Source organism: Salifodinibacter halophilus (genome assembly GCA_012999515.1).
GTDB lineage: Bacteria > Pseudomonadota > Gammaproteobacteria > Nevskiales > Salinisphaeraceae > Salifodinibacter > Salifodinibacter halophilus.
Genome location: JABEEB010000001.1, coordinates 47848 through 69969 on the forward strand (window position 1 = coordinate 47848; position 22122 = coordinate 69969).

20 protein-coding genes and 1 tRNA gene are annotated in these 22122 nt (G+C 58.0%); 12 read left to right on the plus strand and 9 right to left on the minus strand.

What is annotated here, in order from left to right; all coding sequences use genetic code 11:
- Positions 1 to 67: 67 nt before the first annotated feature.
- Positions 68 to 1687 carry an APC family permease gene (locus HKX41_00205; GenBank protein NNC22581.1) on the minus strand — a complete coding sequence of 540 codons (1620 nt, stop codon included), beginning with the start codon at positions 1685 to 1687 and terminating at the stop codon, positions 68 to 70.
- 544 nt (positions 1688 to 2231) lie between these two features.
- Here HKX41_00205 and HKX41_00210 point away from each other — a divergent pair.
- The gene (locus HKX41_00210) at positions 2232 to 3002 is read left to right on the plus strand and encodes an ATP-binding cassette domain-containing protein (protein ID NNC22582.1); all 771 of its coding nucleotides are present in this window, start codon (positions 2232 to 2234) and stop codon (positions 3000 to 3002) included.
- Positions 3003 to 3040: 38 nt separating this feature from the next.
- On the opposite strand, the gene HKX41_00215 is transcribed toward HKX41_00210, so the two are convergent.
- Positions 3041 to 5149, minus strand: a complete 2109-nt coding sequence (locus HKX41_00215; protein ID NNC22583.1) for a TonB-dependent siderophore receptor — start codon at positions 5147 to 5149, stop codon at positions 3041 to 3043.
- A gap of 964 nt (positions 5150 to 6113) precedes the next feature.
- Here HKX41_00215 and HKX41_00220 point away from each other — a divergent pair.
- Together HKX41_00220 and fhuB are read left to right on the plus strand one after the other, a co-directional pair.
- A complete protein-coding gene (locus HKX41_00220) occupies positions 6114 to 6977 on the plus strand; it encodes an ABC transporter substrate-binding protein (protein ID NNC22584.1) in 864 nt (287 codons plus the stop codon).
- A gap of 14 nt (positions 6978 to 6991) precedes the next feature.
- Positions 6992 to 8953 (plus strand): Fe(3+)-hydroxamate ABC transporter permease FhuB, encoded by a 1962-nt coding sequence (gene fhuB, locus HKX41_00225; GenBank protein NNC22585.1) that lies wholly within the window; start codon positions 6992 to 6994, stop codon positions 8951 to 8953.
- 244 nt (positions 8954 to 9197) lie between these two features.
- Here the strand turns inward: fhuB and HKX41_00230 are convergent, their stop codons facing one another.
- Entirely contained in the window at positions 9198 to 11501 is a 2304-nt protein-coding gene (locus tag HKX41_00230) for a TonB-dependent siderophore receptor (GenBank protein ID NNC22586.1), read from the minus strand.
- 244 nt (positions 11502 to 11745) lie between these two features.
- A complete protein-coding gene (gene fhuF / locus HKX41_00235) occupies positions 11746 to 12513 on the minus strand; it encodes a siderophore-iron reductase FhuF (GenBank protein NNC22587.1) in 768 nt (255 codons plus the stop codon).
- A gap of 167 nt (positions 12514 to 12680) precedes the next feature.
- Here fhuF and HKX41_00240 point away from each other — a divergent pair, with 167 nt between their 5' ends.
- From HKX41_00240 to HKX41_00250, 3 genes are read left to right on the plus strand one after another with little or no spacing between them, the layout of a single operon-like run.
- On the plus strand, positions 12681 to 13424 hold the full coding sequence (locus HKX41_00240; protein ID NNC22588.1) for a MotA/TolQ/ExbB proton channel family protein: 744 nt from the start codon (positions 12681 to 12683) through the stop codon (positions 13422 to 13424).
- Between the two features lie 7 nt (positions 13425 to 13431).
- Positions 13432 to 13830, plus strand: coding sequence for a biopolymer transporter ExbD (locus tag HKX41_00245; protein NNC22589.1), 399 nt, complete (start codon positions 13432 to 13434; stop codon positions 13828 to 13830).
- A complete protein-coding gene (locus HKX41_00250; protein NNC22590.1) occupies positions 13827 to 14228 on the plus strand; it encodes a biopolymer transporter ExbD in 402 nt (133 codons plus the stop codon). Before HKX41_00245 ends, HKX41_00250 begins: the two co-directional genes overlap by 4 nt.
- Before the next feature lie 73 nt (positions 14229 to 14301).
- Here the strand turns inward: HKX41_00250 and HKX41_00255 are convergent, their stop codons facing one another.
- Entirely contained in the window at positions 14302 to 14736 is a 435-nt protein-coding gene (locus tag HKX41_00255; protein NNC22591.1) for a hypothetical protein, read from the minus strand.
- A gap of 13 nt (positions 14737 to 14749) precedes the next feature.
- On the opposite strand from HKX41_00255, the gene HKX41_00260 reads away from it, so the two are divergent.
- Both HKX41_00260 and HKX41_00265 read left to right on the plus strand, forming a co-directional pair.
- Positions 14750 to 15112 (plus strand): energy transducer TonB, encoded by a 363-nt coding sequence (locus HKX41_00260; GenBank protein NNC22592.1) that lies wholly within the window; start codon positions 14750 to 14752, stop codon positions 15110 to 15112.
- Between the two features lie 197 nt (positions 15113 to 15309).
- Positions 15310 to 16176 carry a formate/nitrite transporter family protein gene (locus tag HKX41_00265; protein NNC22593.1) on the plus strand — a complete coding sequence of 289 codons (867 nt, stop codon included), beginning with the start codon at positions 15310 to 15312 and terminating at the stop codon, positions 16174 to 16176.
- A 75-nt stretch (positions 16177 to 16251) separates the two neighbouring features.
- On the opposite strand, the gene HKX41_00270 is transcribed toward HKX41_00265, so the two are convergent.
- On the minus strand, positions 16252 to 17085 hold the full coding sequence (locus HKX41_00270; GenBank protein NNC22594.1) for an aldo/keto reductase: 834 nt from the start codon (positions 17083 to 17085) through the stop codon (positions 16252 to 16254).
- A gap of 139 nt (positions 17086 to 17224) precedes the next feature.
- Positions 17225 to 18016, minus strand: coding sequence for an SDR family oxidoreductase (locus tag HKX41_00275; protein NNC22595.1), 792 nt, complete (start codon positions 18014 to 18016; stop codon positions 17225 to 17227).
- A 119-nt stretch (positions 18017 to 18135) separates the two neighbouring features.
- Between HKX41_00275 and HKX41_00280 the strand changes: the two genes are divergently transcribed.
- Together HKX41_00280 and HKX41_00285 are read left to right on the plus strand one after the other, a co-directional pair.
- A complete protein-coding gene (locus tag HKX41_00280) occupies positions 18136 to 19263 on the plus strand; it encodes an ABC transporter ATP-binding protein (protein NNC22596.1) in 1128 nt (375 codons plus the stop codon).
- Positions 19260 to 20021: an ABC transporter permease gene (locus HKX41_00285; GenBank protein ID NNC22597.1), complete on the plus strand. Its 762-nt coding sequence runs from the start codon at positions 19260 to 19262 to the stop codon at positions 20019 to 20021. Before HKX41_00280 ends, HKX41_00285 begins: the two co-directional genes overlap by 4 nt.
- 260 nt (positions 20022 to 20281) lie before the next feature.
- Here the strand turns inward: HKX41_00285 and HKX41_00290 are convergent.
- Both HKX41_00290 and HKX41_00295 read right to left on the minus strand, forming a co-directional pair.
- Positions 20282 to 20358 (minus strand) — tRNA-Pro (locus HKX41_00290).
- Between the two features lie 5 nt (positions 20359 to 20363).
- Entirely contained in the window at positions 20364 to 21332 is a 969-nt protein-coding gene (locus HKX41_00295) for an octaprenyl diphosphate synthase (protein NNC22598.1), read from the minus strand.
- 160 nt (positions 21333 to 21492) lie between these two features.
- Between HKX41_00295 and rplU the strand changes: the two genes are divergently transcribed.
- Both rplU and rpmA read left to right on the plus strand, forming a co-directional pair.
- Positions 21493 to 21807 carry a 50S ribosomal protein L21 gene (rplU, locus tag HKX41_00300; protein NNC22599.1) on the plus strand — a complete coding sequence of 105 codons (315 nt, stop codon included), beginning with the start codon at positions 21493 to 21495 and terminating at the stop codon, positions 21805 to 21807.
- Positions 21808 to 21845: 38 nt separating this feature from the next.
- The gene (gene rpmA, locus HKX41_00305; protein NNC22600.1) at positions 21846 to 22106 is read left to right on the plus strand and encodes a 50S ribosomal protein L27; all 261 of its coding nucleotides are present in this window, start codon (positions 21846 to 21848) and stop codon (positions 22104 to 22106) included.
- Positions 22107 to 22122: the final 16 nt, after the last annotated feature.

A 22122-nucleotide genomic window follows, 5' to 3' on the forward strand; every position in this document is an offset into this window, starting at 1 on the left:
GCCGTAATAGTGGTGCGGTCGTTAGCCCGCAGGTGGCGCTCAACGTCTACTATTGATTGTCGGGACGTCAGGTTGCCGCCGAGGGGGCTGCTTCCTCGGTGGCGACAGTGGTGTCGAGTTGGTCGCGGATGCCATCGGCGGGTAGCGCGTTGATTACACCCCACCACAGCACGATGGCTGAAAATACCGCGATCAATGGGAAACTGGTGGCCGGCGTCAGCCAGCCGGCCCCGCCGTAATTACCGATCGTGGCGATAGCGAACATACCGAGCAGCCAGGCTGGCAACCAACTGCCCGCTAAGATGTGCATCGACGGTCTTGGACTTCCGGGCAAACACCGGTAGATGGCGTAGAGCACGTAACCGATGATGAGCGCGGTCAACATCTTCCAGAGCGTGGTCCAACCCACCCAATAAAGCAGCAAACTAGTGGCGTAGAACGCGAGATAGGCAAGCAAGGGTGCAGCCGGCAGTCGAAATGGCCGGTGCTGGTCCGGTAGCGCGCGCCGCAGGGCGAGCACCGCGACCGGCCCCGAGCCAAAGGCCACGATGTAGGCGGCGACCAGGAACGCTGCCAGCTTTTGCCAGCCGGGGAAGGGCAGAAAAATCAGCAGGCCGACGACGTAGGTCACGATGACGCTGATCCACGGAACGCCTCGGCGCGATACGTTGCCGAGCGCTGGTGGCGCGTTGCCGCTTCGCCCCATGGCATAGGCGATGCGTGCAGTGGTAGTGGCGTAGATCAGGCCTGTATCGGCCGGTGAAACAATGGCATCAGCGTAAAGAATGGCGGTGAGCCAGAATAGCCCCAGGATTTGCGCGACGCCGGCCAGCGGTCCGAAGGCGTTGGCAAAATCGAGTTTGGCCCAGCCGTCGGTCAGCGCCACATCCGGGAGTGCACCGATGAAAGCGGCCTGAACGAGTGCGTAAAGGATGACCGTGATGCCGAGTGTGCCGAGAATGCTGAGCGGCACGGCCCGTTGTGGATTGCGACATTCACCCGCCAGCTCGACGCCTTGTCGGAATCCGAAATAGGAATAGGCGATGCCGGCGCTGGTGATGGCGGCAAAAACACCGTGGGCGCCGAACGGGGCGAACCCGCCATGGGCGCTGAAATGGCCCGGATCGAACGCCGTCCACATAAATACGGCGACCAGCAATGCGATGACGCCGAGTTTCCAGACCACCAGGACAGCATTTAGCCGCGCGAAATAACGGATGCCGAAGATGTTGATAAAGCAAAATACGAACAACAATGCCGCGGCGACGCCATAACCGGCCGTTGTCAGCACGGGAACGTGGTCGACGACACGGGTGAGGAATGGCAGATAATTGGTGGCGTACTGGAGAACGGCTTCGACTTCGACCGGGCCGAGTGAAACGGCTACCAGCCAGGAGAGCCAGCCGATACCGACGCTGGTCAGCGAGCCGTGGGTGAAATGCGGGAATCGGACGACGGCACCGGAAATCGGAAACATCGTTCCGAGTTCAGCGTTGACCAGGCCGATAAGCGCAATCATCGCCGCGCCGATAACCCAAGCTAGGATCGAGGCGGGTCCTGCCATGCGTGCGGCCGGCAGGGCGCTCAATAACCATCCGGACCCCACGACCGCGCCGACCGAGACAAATAACAACCCGATCGAACCGATATCGCGTCGCAAGCCGGTGCTGGTCTCGCTAGTGGACATGTTTTATGTGTATTCGCCGTGGTTTAGTGACATTAAAACGCCGTGGATGCGCTTCGGAGACAAGCTCGTGGCAGCGGGCATCCGCAGCCATCTCTGCGCTAGCGGCGTTTCCAGTGGTCATGTCGAGCGCCAAGCACATATAGCGCTGGGTGTACCCGCTAGGCACCCTTCGACATGGCCTGGATCCGCGCGCGAGCAAATGCCCAGCGCTTATTCAGGTTGGCATATAACGGATTGCTGACGTTTGTTGAAGTTATGTGTTTTGTGGGCCGGCCCAGATCTGGTCCGACGTGATTGTACGACGGGTTTGAGGCTGATGCGTAACGGTGGCTGATGAGGCTTGGTCAAAGCCCGTATGGCGTACCGCTATGCGTCGTACGGTTTAGCCGTTTAAACCGGAGAATAAACGGCGTGGATACGGTGAGACCAACGACGTAGCCAGATGGCACGGCGCGCTGGCCATCAAGGTGGTTATTGATAATCATTCGCATCATGACTATCATCGAATAGTTATCCCTGAATCTCGCGGCCGGTGGTCAGCACGGTGAAGTTTGAACTCGACTCGTGCCAATTCGAAGCGGGCGGACGCTGTCTGTTGGACGCCTCGAACCTGTTTTTTGAACAAGGCACGACGTATGGGCTGATCGGACACAACGGATCGGGTAAATCTACACTGCTCAAACTGCTCGCCCGCCAGCAACCCGCCAGCCGTGGTGATATCTATCTAAACGGTCGCGCCGTGAAAAGCTGGGGCAATCGTGAATTTGCGCGCAACGTAGCCTATCTGCCGCAACACCTGCCAGGTACGGCTGGTTTGACCGCGCGTGAGCTGGTCGCACTGGGGCGTTTCCCGTGGCAAGGCCTCCTGGAGCGGGCCACGAAGCAGGATAAGGCGGAGGTCCAGCGCGCACTGGAGTGGACTGATACGGCTCGGTTTGCGGATCGTATGGTGGATACCCTGTCCGGGGGCGAGCGCCAGCGCATCTGGTTAGCCATGCTGCTCGCACAGGGTAGTCGCTTCCTGTTGCTCGATGAGCCGTTGTCAGCGCTGGATATCGCACACCAGGTCGACATGCTGTCGCTGGTTCGTCGCCTGTGTCGCGAACTCGGTGTCGGCGTCATCATTGCGCTGCACGACGTCAACATGGTTTCGCGCTACTGCGATGAGCTCGTGGCGCTTCGCGACGGTTGCTTGCTGGCTCAGGGCAAGCCTAATGAATTAATGGACGCCACCACCCTCGAAGCCATCTATGGCATTCGTATGAACGTGATGGCACATCCGACTGATCAGCATCCGGTCGCTATCGTCGAGTGAGCGTGTCGGACGGTGTTGGTCGTTGTCATTCGATCGGCTCAAAACGCGTACTTGATACTGCCGGTGATGCGTCGTTTCGAGCCGAAATAGCAGGCATTGCGACTGGTGCAGGACGAAACATAGGTTTTGTCGAAAAGGTTTTTCACGTGCACGCCGAAGGTCACGTCGTGCCATTTATATGACGCGGCTGCATCCACGAGCGCGAAGTCGTCGACTTTAAACGTGTTGGCCTTGTCGCCATACGTCGAGCCTTTGTAACTGACGCCGGCGCCTAGGTTGAGATTTTTCAGCGCACCGGTGTCGAACGTGTAATCGAGCCAGACTGAGGCTGCGTGTTTCGGCACTTGCACCGGCCGCTTGCCTTCGTAGCCTCGGGTGTCTTCGGTTTTTTCGACGTCTTGAAAGGTATAAGACGCGTAAAGATCGAAGCCATAGGCCAGGCTGGCCGTGCCCTCGAACTCCAAACCGCGCGATCGAACTTCACCGGTTTGTACCTTATGCATCTGGTTGCTCGGATCGGGAACCGCTACGTTCTGGCGGACGAGGTTGAAGGCGACAAGGGATAGATGAATATCGCGATCATTCGGCGCATATCGAAGGCCGCTCTCGATTTGGCGACTCGTCGTGGGGTCGAAAGGCTCGCCTTGGGCGTTCGTCTCCACTTTGGGTAGAAACGATGTCGAATAATTGATGAATGGATTCAAGCCAATATTCGTTTTGTAAACCAGCCCGGCGCGCCCGGTGAACTGTGAATTATTAATGTCCGTCGATGTGTTGGTGAGGTTGTTTTCCAGATCGGTGTTGCCCCAGTCCTGGCGTCCACCCAGCGTTAGAATCAACTTATCGTTGAAATTGATTGTGTCCTGGGCATAGATGCCGATTTGTTGCTGTCGGCGGTTAATGTCCATGCTTTTCGGTGGCTGGCTGGGAACGCTGCCGCGATTGTTGCGATCGAATGCGTCGAGCGAAGGCGCACTAGCGAAATGCTGTAACTCGTCGAAGCCGTAATTCTGATAGCCCACCCCGAGCAGCAGGGTATGTGCGGCAGGGCCGGTATCGAATGTTTTTTCAGCGTTGGTGTCGATAGACACGCCTGCGATACGCGAATCCGTGGTAAATGCATACCGTTTCAGCGTTCTCAGGTCGGGTTGGAGGCCACCGCCGTAAACGGTCGAATAGTTTGTATCCAGGTGGGTATAGCGAAAGTGTTGGCTTATTTTGAGACTATCGTCGATTCGATGCTTGAATAAATAACCAATTTCGTAGACTGTTCGGTCAAAATCGCCATAACCGGGTATGCCGAGATAATCCTCGGGATTAAAATTGCCGTTGGGGTTGTTCAACACGGCGCCCTGCGCCGGATAAAACTGGTTGGTATCACCGGTATCGTCGCGCTGGAAGTGGCCAAGCAGCGTGAATGAAGTTGCCTCGTCTAGCTGGAACGTGAGCGCCGGTGCAATAAAAACGCGGTTGTTATCGGTGTAGTTGACCTGACCATCGCTAAGGCGTCCAAGCCCCGTAATGCGGCCGCGTATACGCCCGTCTTGGGTAATTGGCCCGCCGACATCAAACTTGGCTTCGGAATGATCATAGTTGCCGAACTCGAGTCCCATCTCGCCCATGCTTTTTTCAGGCGGGCGTTTGGTGACCAGATTGACAAGGCCGCCGGGGTTACTCTGGCCATACAGCATGGAGGCCGGTCCGCGTAATACCTCGACTTGCTGAACGCCGTAGAGTTCCGGTTTGAATTGGCCGAAGCCAAACGAGGGTTGCTGTAAACTGTCTTTGTAGACTGCGTGGCCGTTGTCGTTGAAACCACGGAAACTGAGCCAGTCGACTCGCGCGTCATTGCCGTTGACCTCGCCCTTGACGCCTGGCGTGTACTGGAAAACGTCGGACACACTGTCCATGTTCTGTGCGTCCATCCGCCCACGCGTAATAACCGAGATCGACTGGGGCACCTCGTCGATTGGTGTATCGGTTTTCGTGCCAACCGTGGTCCGACTGGGGGCGAAATCTTGCACCGGTCCGTAAGGGCTGATTGATGTGCCCTTTACCTTGATCGGCTGCAGGGTTTGCGTTGCCGATGGTTGTGTTGGACCGCGTGCATCCTGATTCGATTGCGCCTGTGCGGGGGCGCTGGCCAAGGCACACAAGGCTGTTAGTAGGGCCGTGTTGAGGGCCGCGCTGCTGGCCTGATGAAGTCGCCGGTGTCTGACACGCGAAAAGCGCGCTGTTTGAAAGCATCGCGACATGGGGATCCCTGTAGCAGTTATATAATGTGTCGGCGATCACACCGCTAGTACTGAGATGGCCCCGGTTGGGCGCGGCCGCCTGCTGTGTTGGCTAAGCAGAACGCTGATTGGCTCGCGTCTGCGGAATGATTATATACGAATAATAATCATTCGCAAATAGAAATGGCATCAGAAGATCACACGTGCCATTCGGTTCGGCAGCGGGCTTGCACGCGGGTCCGAAGTCGCACTTGGCCGGACGATCCAGGCTGGAAACGCGCATCATCTGGCGGCTCGGCACTGATAACGCAGTCGGCTACGGGCCCGTCGGGCCTCGGTGCAGGGCAGTTAACACTCGCCAAACAACACGCGAAGGGCTATGCCCTAATCCGTTGTCAGCTTCGGTTGAAGGTGGTGTGACAAAATAGCCGCAGTAACGCTGCATGCGAACCATTCGACGTGTTTGTCGGCGGACGGAAGACACCGGCTCAAAAATGGCTGCTGTTTCGGTTATCGGTCGTCGATAGCATTCGGGGAGAGCCAATATGGGGCGTTATGGGCGCGTTATGAATGAGTTACTTGTCTAGTAACTTGCTATGACTGATAATTATTCGTATTCCCAGCAGGTGCGCTGTTTAAGCAGCGGTTCTCAGAGAATGTTTGCGTCAATGCTGGCCGACAGGTCGTTACAACGGGCCCGTACTTCGATAGCGGATGAACGACGCGACACCCAGGTGATCTGATACCTGATGACGTATCTGACAGCCCATCATCCGGCTGCAATCGGTTAATGGGGCGGCCATTGCAGTATGCCTGTTTCGTTCGGAATGGTTGGTTGCGAGCGGCTTTAGCCGCCGCCATCTGGTTGTGTATTTGTGTGCCCGCGTCGTCTGCGACCAGCCAGAATCCAGCACCTCGACTGGCGACCGTTGATTGGGGCACTGCACAGAATCTGACCGCCATGGGCGTGCCGCCGGTTGCGGTCGCCCAGATACAGAATTACCAGACATGGGTCGGTGGGCCGCCGTTGCCCGCGGATACTCGAGAGATGGGGCTGCGTTCGCAACCGAACATGGAAATGCTGGCTCAGCTTGATCTCGATTGCATACTGATCACCCGAATGTATGCGCGCCAGAAGGCAAAACTGTCACAGGTGGCGCCGGTGACATCCCTCAATGTGTATTTCAAAAAAGGCGATATCTGGCGCAATACTGTGGCCGCCGTACAAAAACTGGGTCGGATCGCACATCGCCCGGACGCTGCGCGTCAGCTGATTGCGCAGACAAAAAAACAGATCAGCCGGGCGGCGGCGCGTGTGCCGGCGGATACGCCGCCACTGTTGATCGTTCAATTCGTGGACGCTCGACATGTGCGTGTGTATGGCGACGGCAGCCTCGTTCAGGCTGCACTCGAACGCATGGGTCTATCGAACGCTTGGCATGGGGAAACGACTCGCTGGGGCACGGCCACGGTATCGTTGGCACGTCTTGCCGATATCCAACGCGGGCGGGTTGTCGTCATGAAGCCGATCCCGGTCGGTGTGGTCGGCAAGATCGCCGAGAGCCGGCTTTGGTCGAGCTTGCCTGTAACGCAGAATGCGCCGGTGGTCGACATGCCGGCCGTGTGGAGTTTTGGTGGCCTGCCTTCGGCCAGCCGCTTTGCGCGCTCGTTGGCCGACACGCTGAACCATGGAGCCGATGATGGCGCTGGCTGGCCGGCAAACGCTGGGCATCGGCCGTGAGCGGTTGGTCTTTTATCACGCCGGGCCGGCTTTGCGGGGTTGCCGCGTTATGCGTGTTCGCGTTGGCTGCTGCCAGTTTGCATGCGGTGGCGGGCGCGGATTGGTACGGCGGGCTAATCGCGCCGAATCCGGACGATATTACTCAAGTTTTAGTCCACGATAGCTGGTTGCCACGGTTCGTGGTTTCGCTGATCGGCGGTGCCGGATTGGCGCTGGCGGGCGTTTTGATGCAGCAGATCCTGCGTAATCCGCTGGCTGCGCCGACCACGCTGGGCGTGGCGGCAGGCGCCCAGCTTGCTTTGTTGCTGGCGACTTTGTTCGCGCCGTCGATTTTGGCCTGGAGCCGTGGTGGTATCGCTTTTGCCGGCGGTACGCTAGCGGTGGCGCTCGTATTCGCGCTGGCCTGGCGGCAGCGCTTTGCGCCGATTGTGCTGGTATTGGCTGGACTGGTCGTCAATCTCTACGTGCATGCCGCGTCACGGACGCTGATCCTGTTCAATAAAGAAAAACTCCATGGTCTGATGGTTTGGGGTGCCGGGTCGCTGGTCCAGAACAATTGGGCCGAGGTGGTCTATCTGGCGCCACGGCTCGCGATCACCGCCGTTGGCGCCGCTGTGCTGGCGCGTGCGTTGGCGCTACTGGAATTGGACGAGGCCGGCGCCCGCAGTCTGGGTGTGTCGCTTGTCTGGTTGCGGTTGGCGAGCCTCGGACTTGGCGTGTTCATCACGGCGAGTATCGTCGCCTCGCTGGGCATGATTGGTTTTGTCGGTCTGGCGGCTCCGGCGATCGTGCGGTTGGCCGGTGCGCGGACATTGCCGGCCCGGCTTGTTTGGGCGCCGATCTTCGGTGCACTGCTGCTTGCGGCAACCGATCTGATGCTGCAACTGTTCACGCGTCAGAATGCGATGCTGATCCCCACTGGCGCGGCCACGGCTGCGCTTGGCGCGCCGTTGTTGCTGTGGCTGATTCCGCGTCTCTCGGCAGCGCGCAGTATGCCGACGGCGAGTCCCGCGCCACCTGTGCCGCGGCGGGTGCATCCCTGGCGGATGATTGGCTTTTGCCTGGTTGCGGCAGTCGTTATGGCGATTGTGGCGCTATTCGCCGGGCAAGGGGCGAATGGTTGGCATGCGCCGTTTAGTTTGCCGTGGCACGAGACTGGCGCGTGGCGCGCACCTCGGGTTCTGGCGGCCGGTGTGGCCGGTATGATGCTGGCACTGGCCGGTACCATCATCCAACGAGTGTCGGGCAATCCAATGGCCAGCCCGGAAGTGCTCGGCGTGAGTGCCGGCAGCGGCATGGGATTGTTAGCCCTGGTGTGGCTGATACCCACGGCGGGTACGCTGGCTATGCTGGGCGTGGGTACAGCCGGTGCACTGGCCACATTAGTGCTCTTGATCGCGCTCAATGCCCGTTCCGGCTTCGAGCCTGAACAACTGTTGTTGACCGGCATGGCGGTCATGTTCGCTTTCGACGCGATCCAGCGCATTGCATTGGCCGGCGATGATCCTCGGACGCGGGCGTCGCTGGCCTGGGTGTCGGGCTCGACTTATTACGTGACACCGACCATGGCGGGTCTGGTTGCGGTTGTCGGCGTCGTATTGGTCGCACTGGCGTGGCTGCTCGTGCGTTGGCTCGATGTGTTGCCGCTGGGCGAATCGGTGGCGCGCGCGCTGGGACTGCATGTCGTTGCCAGTCGGCTGGTGTTGCTCGCGCTCGTGGCCGTGCTCACGGCCGCTGCGACGTTGATTGTCGGTCCCTTGAGTTTCGTGGGTCTTCTGGCGCCGCACCTGGCTCGGTTGGCCGGCCTTGGCCGGGCGCGAACCCAGATGGCAGGCGCGATGGCCTTTGGCGTTTTGCTGATGGTCGCGGCTGACTGGGTCGGCCGTGAAGTCCTGTTTCCCATGGAAATCCCGGCGGGGCTGGTTGCGACCCTGATCGGCGGGACTTACTTCATGTGGCAGCTACGGCGCGTCTGAGTCCGCCGGGCGAGCTAGCCCGGATTGGTCAGCCGGCAAGGCGGCGGATCGGAAGCCGCTGTGGTCCGGTTGATCGGAAGTGGCTAATCATGCCAACGATGCTCATTGCAACGCTTGGAAGGCTGGGGCGAACGCGTTTGCTCGCCCCGAGCCACCGGCCGAACCGCATTGTTTAGCGGATGGCCGTGCGTCGCTTAGCTGGGCTGGTACGTAATTCGGTTACGATCACGTACCAGCGCCGCCATTAGAACTTATAGTCTACCGTGGCCGTGACCTGGCGTTTTTCGCCGTAGTAGCAGTAGTTCTCGTTGAAACAGCCGGTCACATAATCCCTGCCCAGCAGGTTCTTACCATTGAGCCGTACGCTCAGGCCTTCGAGCGTGCGCGAAAACGCCCCCAGTTCGACACCGACGAAACCGTCCATCAGCCCGTAATCTGGCACTTTGAGGGTATTCGAGGTGTTGGCGTAGCTTTCGCCGACGTAGCGACCGCCCAAGCCGGCCGAAATGCCTTTCGGGAAGTCGTACTTGACCCACAGCGAGGCGAGCTGGTCGGGCGAGAGCGTGGGGGTGTTCCCGGACTGGATGTTGACGCCGCCGGTCGCGATATCGTCCTGGTACTCGACGTTGTTGTAGCTATAGCTGGCAGTCACGTGCAGGTTATCGGTTAAGTCAGCCTTCGCCGTGAATTCGACGCCTTTGGACTCGACATCGCCGACGCCGAGATACTTGATTGGTGCTACCGACGTGCGTTTTTGCACGTTTTTCTGGGTCAGGTCGTAAAGCGCGAGTGTAAACAGCGCGTCCATATTGGACGGTTCGTATTTCACGCCGAGCTCATATTGATGACTTTTGGTCGGATCGGGGATGCTACCGCCGGCCGGCGAATAGGCGTTGGGATTAAACGATTCGCTGTAGGAGAAATACGGCGACACGCCCCATTTCGATTGATACAGAATCGCCGCCCGACCTGAGAAGTTGTCATCGCTCCGATCCGGGCTTGCGCCGCCCATCTTGGAGTTGTATTCGCGGTAGAGATAATCCTCGCGACCGTTCAACAGCAGGTGCCAGCGATTCCAGGTCATTTGATCCTGAACGTAGACGCCGAACTGGCGTAGCTTCCGGTCCTTTTTCGTTGTCGCCACTGGTGTGACGCCCGCCGGAAGGCCGTCGCCCGAATAATCCGGATTGAATGGATCGAGCTCGGTTGCTGACGCGCTGTAGTTCCGAGCGTCGTTGTCACGCTGCTGATAGCCGAAGCCAGTCAGGACCTTGTGTTCGACCGGCCCGGTGTCAAAATCGAACGCTGCGTAGTTGTCGGTCGAAAACGCGTTCAGATTGTTATGGGCACCACTGTAAAAGCGACTCAGCGTTGCACCGTCGCCCGTGAAGCCACCCTGCGCGATCTGTTTTAGATCGGTTTCGTTATGCGAGTAGCGCGATTGCGAATGCAAGCTGACATGATCATTGACCTGATGGTCGAGCTTGTAGGAAAACAGTTGTTCGTCGCGCTCGAACTGGTTGTTGCCCCGGCTCTGATCGACCCAGGATGGATCGACCTTGCGCCCAAAGCGCGATCCGTGGACCGAAAGGTCGTAGGGCACTGAACCGTGAAAGCCGCCGGTCGGATCGTGTTGGATGTAAGCCTGCAGCAGTAGCTTGGTATCGTCCGATAGGTTGAGGCGTACTTCGGGCATGAGCGTGTAGCTCTCGCTCTGGACGACATCGAACTGCGTATTCGTCGTCGACGCTTTGCCGACCACGCGATAACTGCCCCAGTCGTCGTCCGGCAGTGAGCCTTGGTGTGGCAACGGGCCGGTGAAATCGATGCCACCGCCGAACGTGTGGAAGCTGCCCCCGAAGAAACGGATTTCACGCTGCGTCGTGTCCAGCGGCTTTTTCGAAGAGAAGTTGACCAGGCCGCCTGGCATCGCGCGGCCATAGAGCACCGAGCTGGGACCCTTGACGACGTTCACACGCTTGAGAAAGAACGGATCAATTTGAAAGCTCGCGTAGGTACCGGGGTCGCTCATCAAGCGCAATCCGTCGAAAAACGTATTGTTGACATCGCCGGCATGGAAACCGCGTAGTGCAACTACGTCCTGGCGTTGGGACGCGCCGGCTAATCCGGTGAAAGTGCCGGCCGTATACTTCAGCGCGTCGTTAACGCTGCGAGCGTCCTGATCCGTGAGCTGTTGCCGTGTAACTACATCAACCGACTGTGGCGTTTCGACCAGCGGTGTATCGGTGCGAGTAGCGCCGCGGCTGCTATGCGCTTTGTAGCCTGGGGTCGCCGCGGCGGCGCCGGGTGCCTTGCCCGTCACGTTGATCGGTTGGAGTTGCTGGGACGAGCTGGTAACTGCAACGCTGTCCGAGTCTGCGGCTACCGCGCCATCTGTGCTCTGTGTTGAGCCAGCCTGCTGATTGGTTGGTTGGTTGCTCTGGGTGGCCGCGCTTGCGGGCCCAAATGTGGCGAGTGCGGTGAGTCCGCATAGCCACAGCGCTGCTCGTGGTGGCCGTATCTGTCCCAAAATCCCTTGTTTTTTCATCCCTGTCTCTCTATTGCTTGTGGCGCCATTGCTCATCGGATTAGGCCCGCGACAAGGCGTGGCGCTATTCTATTTGCGACTGATTCTCAATTGCAAATAAAGAGTGGCGGTTTCGGTCCAGCGATTTGTCGCCAGCCTGGTTCTGGGGGCGCCTGTGTGGGCATTACGTGGCGGTGAGTCGCCAGCTTCTTAGTATTGTTGGAACCGAGTGCCATGGCTAGCGGCTACGCCCTGGGTTGTAAACTCAGTTCGTCAGCGCGCATGAGGTCTGCGGTGCCGAGGTTTGCCGCTTAATCGCGCGTGGGCAATTCGCACACAGGCCAAGCGATGGGTCGCAGTCCTGAACGCAGCAGAGGCGGCGACATTGCTCCGTTGGTTCGCCGTTGCCGTCGCGCGCGCCGGGGGATAGTGTTTTGAATTGTGCGTAAAACGGGTTGAAGCCACCATCCGGGCGAACAGGGGTGTTCATTAGGCTGCGTGCACGGCGCAATATCGTGTTGGGTGATGCCGCCTGGTGTGCAAGCTGTTCCAGAACCCAGTTGTAGTACATCGTGGCGTTGGATGAAAAAACACGCGCCGACAGGCCGCTGGCTGCCGCAAGCGTCGCGGTCATTGGCGCGATCACGTCGTCGATAAGCGAGGTCATATCGCCGGCTCGACGGTTGTCGGTGACTGGGTCACGAGCGAAAACAAAATGTTTGACGGTGCCGTCGGCAGCGCATGCCGCATGCCATCGGTCGGCCGAGAGTACCAACCCCGAGGAGGTGCCGTGTTCGATGACCGTAGCGGGGATGATGAGCCGCGCGAAAAAATATTTTGACCATTGACTGATGGTGGCGCGACGATCTTCGAGGTCGCAGGTGTTGGCGAACGTCTGCAGTAATGGGTCGAGGGAATGGCCGGCGATCAGGTCGATGCCCGGAACAACGACCTCGGCTTGTGGCCACGGCTGCGCCGAAAATACGTCCGCGAATGCTTGAAGATTACCGCTGAAGAAATGCGCGTGATTCATTGGCGAGTGGGCACGTGCGTGGTATCCGGCCGAACCGTTCGATGCTGATAATGGCGTCGCCAATTAGGGGGATCGTCGAATGGTCGGACACGTATTGTAAATACGAATGATTTGCAATATTATACTAATGTCTAAATTCGCTGTTAACGTCAGCTGCAGTAGTCACGATGGGCAATACCGGTTTCGACCTCGACAACCTAGTTTCACTAATCAGTATTGGTGGGCCTGTTGTCGCGGTGCTTATCTTGATGTCGGTCGCTGGACTGGCCATCGTGATCGCCAAATGCGCACAGTTTGTGAGCCTTGGTTTGCCCCGGCGAAGGTTTATTGAAACAAGTCTGTCGCAGTGGCAGGCCGGCGAGCGTGGTGCGGCCGTCGCCGAGCTCGAAGCACAACGCCATCCGATCGCGACGCCATTGGTGACCGCGATGCGCGGCACGCAGTCGAAAATGGATACCGCGATTGTGCGCGAAGAGGCAGGGCGCGTCGGCGCGCGGGAATTGGCGAACCTCCGGCGGTTTTTTCGGCCGTTGGAAGTGATTGGTTCGCTAGCCCCGTTACTGGGGTTGCTCGGTACGGTTCTGGGCATGATCGATGCGTTCAAACAGATCGCTGGCGGTGGCAGCCAAGTCGATCCCACGGTGCTTTCAGCCGGCATTTGGCAGGCGCTGATGACGACTGCGGTCGGCCTCATCGTGGCGGTGCCAGCGGTCGCGCTACTCAATTGGTTCGAGCGGATCACCGAGCGTGTGCACGAAGACATGCAGGATGTGTTGACGCGCTTTTTTACCTTGTTTCAAAGCGAACAAGTCAGTTTGCATGAAACGGTCGATGCACCGCGTGCGGTATCCAAAGCGAGTGCCGGCACGTTCGAGAGCGAGCAGCCGACCCGTGCCGCGCGTGCTGGGTGAGTAACGCGTGGAAATCGCGGCTCCCCGGCGTCGGCGACACGCGATTAGCCTGACGCCACTGATCGACGTCGTTTTCATCCTGCTGGTTTTTTTCATGCTCGCGACTAGTTTTGCGCACTGGCGTACGGTCTCGGTCGCGACCGGCCATACGTCGTCGAAACAGGCCGACCATCCCCCAGCAGTCGTACATGTCGCGCCTGATGGCAGCCTTCGCTATAAAGATAAAGTGTACGCGCCAGATAAATTGGCGAGCACATTGAAAGCGGATCGGCGTCACAACGAAATTGCGGCGGTTATCGTTCAGCCGGCCGCCGATACACCCTTGAAACTCTCGGTCCAGACGCTCGATCGTTTGGCCGATAGCGGCGTTAAATCACTGTCTTTGGCCGGCGGGGCGAGCGAGTGATCATCAAGCAGCCGCAGCGTTCGAACTCGTCCGAGACCAGTGTGTTGCCGCTGATCAATATCGTGTTCCTGCTGCTAATTTTTTTCATGGTCACCGGCACGCTCAGTCAACAATGGCCGTTTTCGATCCAGTCGCCGACGACCCAGTCGGCCGATAAACGGGCCAAAATGTCCGACAAGGTGTTGTCGATCAACGCGGGCGGCGATCTCGCCTTCGGCGACCACAAGCTGAGTCGTAAACAGCTTGCGCATAAACTCGATGATTGGCCGTCTAAGAAGCCGATCAAAGTCCGGGCCGATGGCAATCTGAAATCGCAACGCTTTGATGAATTGTTGACGACATTACGCCACAACGGCGTTCGTAATGTCGATTTACTGACTCGTCATCAACAGTCTTGAGGAAGATACGGTCGTGGCATTGGGTGGTCGCATTGTGCGCCGCGATTGCGGCGCACCTGGCGGTTTTTGCCAGCTACCAATTGGAATCGCCGAGCCCAGTTCCATCGTCCGGCGGCCAAGCAATCCACATAGCCCTGGCGTCCGACAACGAGGCCGCCAATACCGCAGAGAACGCCGAGTCGGCGCAAAAAACGACATCCCAGCCGGACAAAAAATCCAACTCGAAGTCAAAGGCAGAGCCGGAGCCGGATAAAAAATCAAAATCCGAGACTAAGCCTGAATCAAAGTCGAAACCCGAGCCCAAGCCTGAACCAAAACCAAAACCAAAACCAAAACCAAAACCGAAACCGAAACCAAAACCGAAACCGAAGCCGAAGCCGAAGCCTGAACCGAAGCCTGAACCGAAGCCTGAACCGAAGCCGGCTTCGCCGCCACCGCCTGATGAGAAGTCCGAGGCGAAAACGCGTAAGCCAACGCCCCATAAGCAGCCTTCAGCATCTAAGGCCAATGGCCAGCAAAAAGTGAGCGAGGCTGAAAAAAGCGGTAAGCGCCAAAGCGACCAAAAGCAAGCGCAATCAACGGTGTCGGTTAAAGCACTGCCGTCGTCCTATCGTGACAAGCTTCGTACCAAGCTGGCGAAAAATAAAAAATATCCACGTCAAGCGCGACGTAAGCACGTGGAAGGCCACGCTATGGTTCATCTTGTTATCAAGCGTAATGGGCACATCGTAGATTGGGAGTTTCGCCAAAAAACGGGCCACGACATACTCGACCGTGCCGTTAAACGCATGATTCGATCATCCGATCCATTCCCTGCCTTTCCGTCTGAAATCGATGGTCAAAGACTCGAACTGACGGTTCCGGTTGTATTTCGTTTGGAATAGGCTAGTCGATCGATCACGCTCGGCCTGGTGATGCCTAAGGCCGGTTGCAAGCCGGGGATCGTACGCCGAGTGTGCATGGAGCCTGTCCAACGGGGCGATATCAGTGTGACGCCGCAAACTGATGCCATCTTATAAACGCGGCCGACCTGTTCCGGTTGGCAGGGCCGCTTATCGTGTATCGTGGTTTAGAAAGCGAAATGCGGTTGCGACGCTGTGGCGTGCCAACATTTCGCTATCGATTGGTCTGTCGGTGGCAGACGGGAGCGGCTAAATCATTGGACGATCAGAAATCGAATAGTTCACCGCCGCGCCTTTCGGCGGTGCAGGTTTATCGCGCGATACAGTCCGAAGGTGAGGATGAACTGGCGCGACCGAATTGGTCGCTTTGGTGGTCCGGGATTGGTGCCGGTTTGGCGATTGCCGCATCGGTTGTCGGACGTGCGGCGTTGCACGACAAACTGCCGGACAATGCGTGGCGCCCATTCATCGAAAATTTCGGTTACTGCGTTGGTTTTGTGATCGTCATTCTGGGCCGCATCCAATTGTTCACGGAGAACACCATCACGGTTATTTTGCCGCTGATGGCCCGGCCGTCGTTCAAAATGCTAACCCGAACCGCGCGTTTGTGGCTTATCGTTTTTGTGGCCAATATATTGGGCGCGATAATCGCCGCGCTTTTGACATACTACGGGTCTTTTACGCCGGCTCAGGCGCACGCCGCCGTGGCAGTTGCCGAACCACTGACCCACAAGGGTTGGGTCGAGATGTTGTTGGAGGCCATACCGGCAGGATTCCTGGTGGCCTCGATCGTTTGGATGATTCCGAACGCGCGCGGTTTCGAAATCTGGGTCATTCTGCTTGCTACTTACGTTATCGCAATCGGTGGCTATGTCCACATTATCGTGGGGGCAATGGAAGTTGCGATTCTTTTCTTAGCCGGCCAGATGAGCCTTTTTGACTCGGTATTTGTCTTTATGATTCCGGTTTTAATCGGCAATGTGCTCGGTGGAACAGCACTTTTTTCATTATTGGCCTACGGTCAGGTTCGACACGAAATTCATTGAGAATCGGCCAAAACTTAAGGCAAGTCGATTCATTTGGCTGAATTACAGCTACATGGGTCGAAAATGGGCATCTGGCTAATAGATTTGTAGTGGCTCGGGGGTGCTGGGCGCTGGGAACAGTCGGTCGAGTTCTTGATGGTCTTGCGCAGTGAGTGTGACTTCGAGTGCGCCTGCGTTGTCGCGCACGCGAGCCGGATGTGAGGCTTTCGGAATTGGTATCACCTGGTCATGGTCGAGCAGCCAGGCCAGTGCGGCCTGTGCGGGTGATATGTCGCGTTCGCGCGCGAAGGCCACAAGCCCATCGTTGTTGATCACGTCGGGTCGATCGAACGGCGAATAGGCCATCGTGCCGATGTCGTGCTCCTGCAGCCACGGCAGCAAGTCCCATTCGATGCCACGCTGATTGAGGTTGTAGAGTAGTTGGTTGATCTGGCAGCCGTTGCCGCCGGATTCGTTGACGAAATAAGTCATCTCATCGAGATCGAGATTGCTGACGCCGAAACTGGCAATCTTGCCGTCGGCCTGGAGCTTTTCGAAGCCCTCGATGGTTTCGGCATAGGGGGCACGGCCCGGGGCATGCAGCAGGTACATATCCAGATAATCGGTGCCGAGGCGCTGCAAACTGTTTTCGCACGCCTTGATGAGTTGCTGTTTGCCGGCGTGGCCGGGCGAGACTTTGCTGGTCAGAAATACGTCGTCGCGCTGGCCGGTAATGGCTTCGCCGACTAAGCGTTCGGCGCGACCGCCGCCGTACATTTCAGCGGTGTCGATCAAAGTCAGGCCCTGTTCAATGCCTTCGCGAAGCGCGGCGATCTCGTTGCGCCGCGCGTCGTGGTTGTCGCCCATGCACCAGGTGCCCAGGCCAAGCCGAGGTATATGCGAGCCATTGGGTAGTTTGAGTGTGTGCATACGATTCGTGGTCGTTGTCGGTCGCTTGTGTGCCGACAGCACGGCGCTCGGCCGTCGGCACGTGTGTCGCGGAACTGTGAGTGATCGGCGTTTTATATATGAGGTGGCCGACTTGCTGGCGCGTTTGAGATAACGGCGGCTACATCAGACTGTCAACGACGCCGCCGTCGACGCGGAGTGCGGCGCCGCTCGTGGCCGAAGCTTGTGGTGAGGCCGTGTAGACCACCATGTTCGCGACTTCGTCGACGGTCGCTGCGCGCTGGATGATTGAACTCGGCCGCGCGCTCTGAACAAAGTCGGCGCCGGCGTCCGCCAACGACTGATCCGAACCGCGTTGGTCGGCGATCATGGTGCCGACGCCTTCCGATAGCGTCGGGCCTGGCAGCACCGCGTTGACGGTCACGCCGGTACCCGCCAGTCGCTTGGCTAAGCCGCGCGAGATTGAAAGTTGTGCGGTTTTGGTCATGCCGTAGTGGATCATTTCGGTCGGGATATTCTGTGCTGACTCTGAGGAGATAAAGATAACCCGCCCCCAGCCGGCTTGTTCCATACCCGGTGTGTAGGCGCGCGCCAAGCGAACGCCGGACATGACGTTAACTTCGAAAAACCGCTGCCAATCATCGTCGGGGATGTCGTAGAAGTCGGTGAGTTCGAATACACCCGCGTTGTTGACCAGGATATCGGCGTGCGGCACTTGTTCGTACAGCTCCCGACAGCCGTCATCGGTGCTTACGTCGGCTGCAATGCCGCGAATTTGACCCGATAACGATTGCGCGCGGATGCGAGAAGCAGCGTCGTCCACGCGCGTCTGTTCGCGTCCGTTGACAATGACTTCGGCGCCCGCATTGGCTAAGCCGAGCGCGGTGGCGTATCCGATGCCGGCAGTCGAGCCGGTAATGAGCGCGGTTTTGCCGTTTAGATCAATTTGCATTTGAGGCTCGTCGAGGTTTGGTTGGATGGGGCAGCGGTCGGGGTGCTGCCAGTATGCCGAGACTGGTGTCGATGCCGCTGGCGGCGCAGGTGGTTACCGACGCTGAACGCCCGCACGTAATGCTTACGGATCTATTGGAACAGAACGCGTCCAGATCGTTCAGTGTGCGCTTGGCGCACGCATCTCTGGCGTCGGTCTGGCGCCAAAGTCATGACTCGCATGGCTGTTTGAGACGTGACAAGCGCACTGCTGGAGCATCACTGGTGCTGAATTGCGGGTACACTCGACGCTTTGCCCAAGGCTATACGCGACGAGTTGTGAACGACACTGCTATCGATATTCGAGGGCTCGAGAAAGTCTTTGCGGGCGGGCTGCATGCGCTCGATGCTGTGGATCTCGCGATCGGCCGTGGCGAGATATTTGCGCTGCTTGGCCCAAACGGTGCCGGTAAAACAACCCTGATCAGCGTCATCTGTGGTTTGCTGACAGCCACGGACGGCGATGCCTGGCTCGCTGGATACCACTTCCAGCGTGAGTTTCGCGCTGCCCGCGCGCGGATCGGGTTGGTGCCACAAGAGTTGACCACTGATGCGTTTGAAACCGTCTGGGCGACGGTTCGGTTTTCGCGAGGTCTGTTTGGACGGCGCCGCGATTCCGCCTATTTGGAAAAAGTGCTCAAGGATTTGTCGCTCTGGGATAAGCGCAACGACATGCTGATGACGCTATCCGGTGGCATGAAGCGCCGCGTGATGATCGCCAAGGCGCTGTCGCACGAACCCGATATTCTGTTTCTGGACGAGCCAACGGCCGGCGTCGATGTCGAATTGCGGCGTGGTATGTGGCAAGTCATCGATCGTTTGCGCCGGCAGGGTGTAACGATTGTGTTGACCACGCATTACCTCGAAGAGGCTGAACAGATGGCCGATCGTGTCGGCGTCATCAACCACGGCCGGGTCATACGGGTCGAACCCACCGAGTCATTGATGCGCAGTCTTGGACAGAAACGGCTGATGTTGACTTTGGATCAGCCTTTGGAAGCCGTTCCCGATGCGCTGTCGGACTATGGGGTGACGCTGTCCGCCGACGGCGATGCGCTGCATTATCATTACCACCACCATGACGGTGCGGACGCTGTGCAGGCACTTTTGCGTGACGTTGATGCCGCCGGCCTTCGGCTGCTCGATGTCGATACCTACGAAAGCTCGCTGGAAGAAATATTCATGGACATGGTCGGAGGGACATCATGAACTGGCCGGCGATCCGTGCCATCTATGTTTTTGAGATCGCGCGTACCTGGCGCACGATCTTCCAGAGTGTGTTGTCGCCCATCATCTCGACCGCGCTGTATTTTGTGGTCTTCGGCTCGGCGATTGGGTCGCGGATTTCCGAAGTGAATGGTGTCAGCTACGGTGCGTTCATCGTCCCGGGCTTGATTATGCTGTCGTTGATGACCCAAAGCATTAGTAATGCGTCAATCGCGATCTATTTCCCCAAGTTCATCGGCACCATTTACGAACTCCTGACGGCGCCGATTTCCTATGTCGAGATCGTAATCAGCTACGTGGGGGCGGCGGCCACGAAGTCCGTTTTTCTAGGGATTATTATCCTGATGACGGCGTCGCTGTTCGTGCCGGTCCGCATCGATCATCCAGCGTGGATGTTGTTGTTCTTGCTGTTGACCGGGGTTACTTTCAGCCTTTTCGGTTTTATTATTGGTATCTGGGCCGATAACTTCGAAAAACTCACGGTGGTGCCGTTATTGGTCGTCACCCCGTTGGCCTTTCTGGGCGGCACCTTCTACTCGCTGGATATGCTGCCACCAATCTGGCAAAAGATTACGCTCGCCAACCCGGTGGTGTATCTAGTCAGCGGTTTTCGGTGGAGTTTTTACAGCGTAGCCGACGTCAATATCTACGTGAGTCTGACGATGATCCTGCTGTTTCTGGCTGGATGCCTCGGTATTGTGGCCTGGATCTTTAGAAGCGGTTATCGACTGAAGTCTTAACGCTTGTGGCGTGCCGGGTAACTATAGTCGTCCGGCCATGCTAGTCGCCTGTTATGGCATGAGCTCTTATGCCAGCCGATATATTTCGGTTGGGGCCGAAAAGGTGCCTCTGAGCTTTGTCAGTCGCTCATATTAGACCAAAAAACGGATTCGACATTCCGCTCGATTGGCCCCGATAACCGAGTGGCCGGTAACTGCTGGCGCGGTTGGCTGCTCACCATCGCCTCGTGCGCGGTGGCATCAACCGGGGCATTTTTAGATGGTCGGGGTAGCAGGATTTGAACCTACGGCCTCCACCTCCCGAAGGTGGCGCTCTACCAAGCTGAGCTATACCCCGGCGCGTTAATGGCGACGATCGACAAGCGATTCGGCTAGAGCCACCAATCGGTCACGTTCGGCACGGTCGGCAAATGCGTCCAGAGCTCGAACGGCGGCGGTGGCATACTGCTGCGCGAGATCAAGAGTGTAAGAGATTGCGCCAGTAGATTCAATCGCTGTCGTAACCTCACCGAGTGCGTTCGCGTCGCCGTTTTCCACAGCGCTTTTCAATCGGGCACTTGTCTGCCCATCGACGGCTCCCAAGGCGTAAATCAGCGGCAGGGTGGGTTGGCCATCGGCCAGATCGTCGCCGGCGTTCTTGCCATAGTCCGCATTGCCTTGGCCATAATCGAGACAATCGTCGACAACCTGAAATGCCATGCCGAGCTGCTGACCGTAGACGCGCATAGCCTCGCATTGGGTCTCATTGCAGCCGGCCAGTCGCGCGGATAGTTCGCAGCCGGCGCTGAATAGGCTCGCGGTTTTGCGGTCGACCAACTCGAGATAACGATCCTCGGTTACGCTCGAGTCGTAGGCGGCCATCAACTGCATGACCTCGCCTTCGGCGATGCGGTTGGTTGCTGCCGCCATTACTTCCATGACCGCGTGCGAGCGCAGTTCCGTCATCATTTGGAACGCCCGTGTGTAGAGAAAATCGCCGGTCAACACCGAGGCTTCATTGCCCCACACCATGTTGGCCGTCTGTTGGCCGCGGCGCAGCGTCGATTGGTCGACTACGTCGTCGTGTAACAGCGTCGCGGTATGGATAAACTCAATGATGGTCGCCAGGAGCTTTTGCGCGTTATCGTTAGCGCCACACAGCTGGCCTGTCATCAGGACGAGCGACGGGCGCAAGCGTTTGCCGCCGCTGGCGATAATATATTCGCCCAGCGCATTGATTAGGGCGACATCTGAGTTCAGTCGCTTGCGAATCAAAGTGTCGACAGTGCTTAAGTCGTCGCCAATGGACTCGAGCAGCGACTGTTGGTTCATTGTAGTAGTATCGTTCAAAAGAGCGCGTTCCCTAGGTGGCGCGAAGGCATTTTCAATGCTCGTGCGTTTGCCGTCCATCACGTTGACCGGCAACAGTTCCCACGCTACACTACGCAGCTATTCCAAGTTTTTCGAATTCTCGGCAAAGGGCGGAGTGAGCATGTACGCGGTAATTGCAACCGGCGGTAAACAGTACCGAGTAGGCGAGGGCGATACGCTACGCGTCGAGAAAATGGATGCGGCGCCGGGCGCATCGGTCGATCTATCTGAAGTGCTGTTGATTTCAGGTGAAAATGGCACAGTAGTTGGTCAGCCGACGCTGGAAGGCAAGTCCGTGACCGCCGAAGTGGTTGCTCAGGAGCGTGCCCGCAAGATTGATGTCATCAAGTTCAAGCGGCGCAAGAAGTACCTTCGGAAATACGGTCATCGTCAGCCCTACACCGAGCTCCGGATCACTGATATTCCGTCGGCTTGAAGCGGCCGCGGGTTAACCGACAGCGAGCGAGTTAAGATATGGCACATAAAAAGGCAGGCGGTTCCACCAAGAATGGGCGCGATTCCGAGTCGAAACGTCTAGGCGTCAAGCGTTTCGGCGGTGAGCGCGTTAGCGCTGGATCCATCATTGTGCGTCAGCGTGGCAACAGTTTTCATGCGGGCGAGTACGTCGGCACCGGCCGCGACTATACGCTCTATGCCGATCGCGATGGCTTCGTGAGTTTCTCGGTAAAAGGGCCGAAGCAGCGGCGCTTCGTATCGATCGAGCCGGCGCAGTAATTCGGCTCGACGTCGG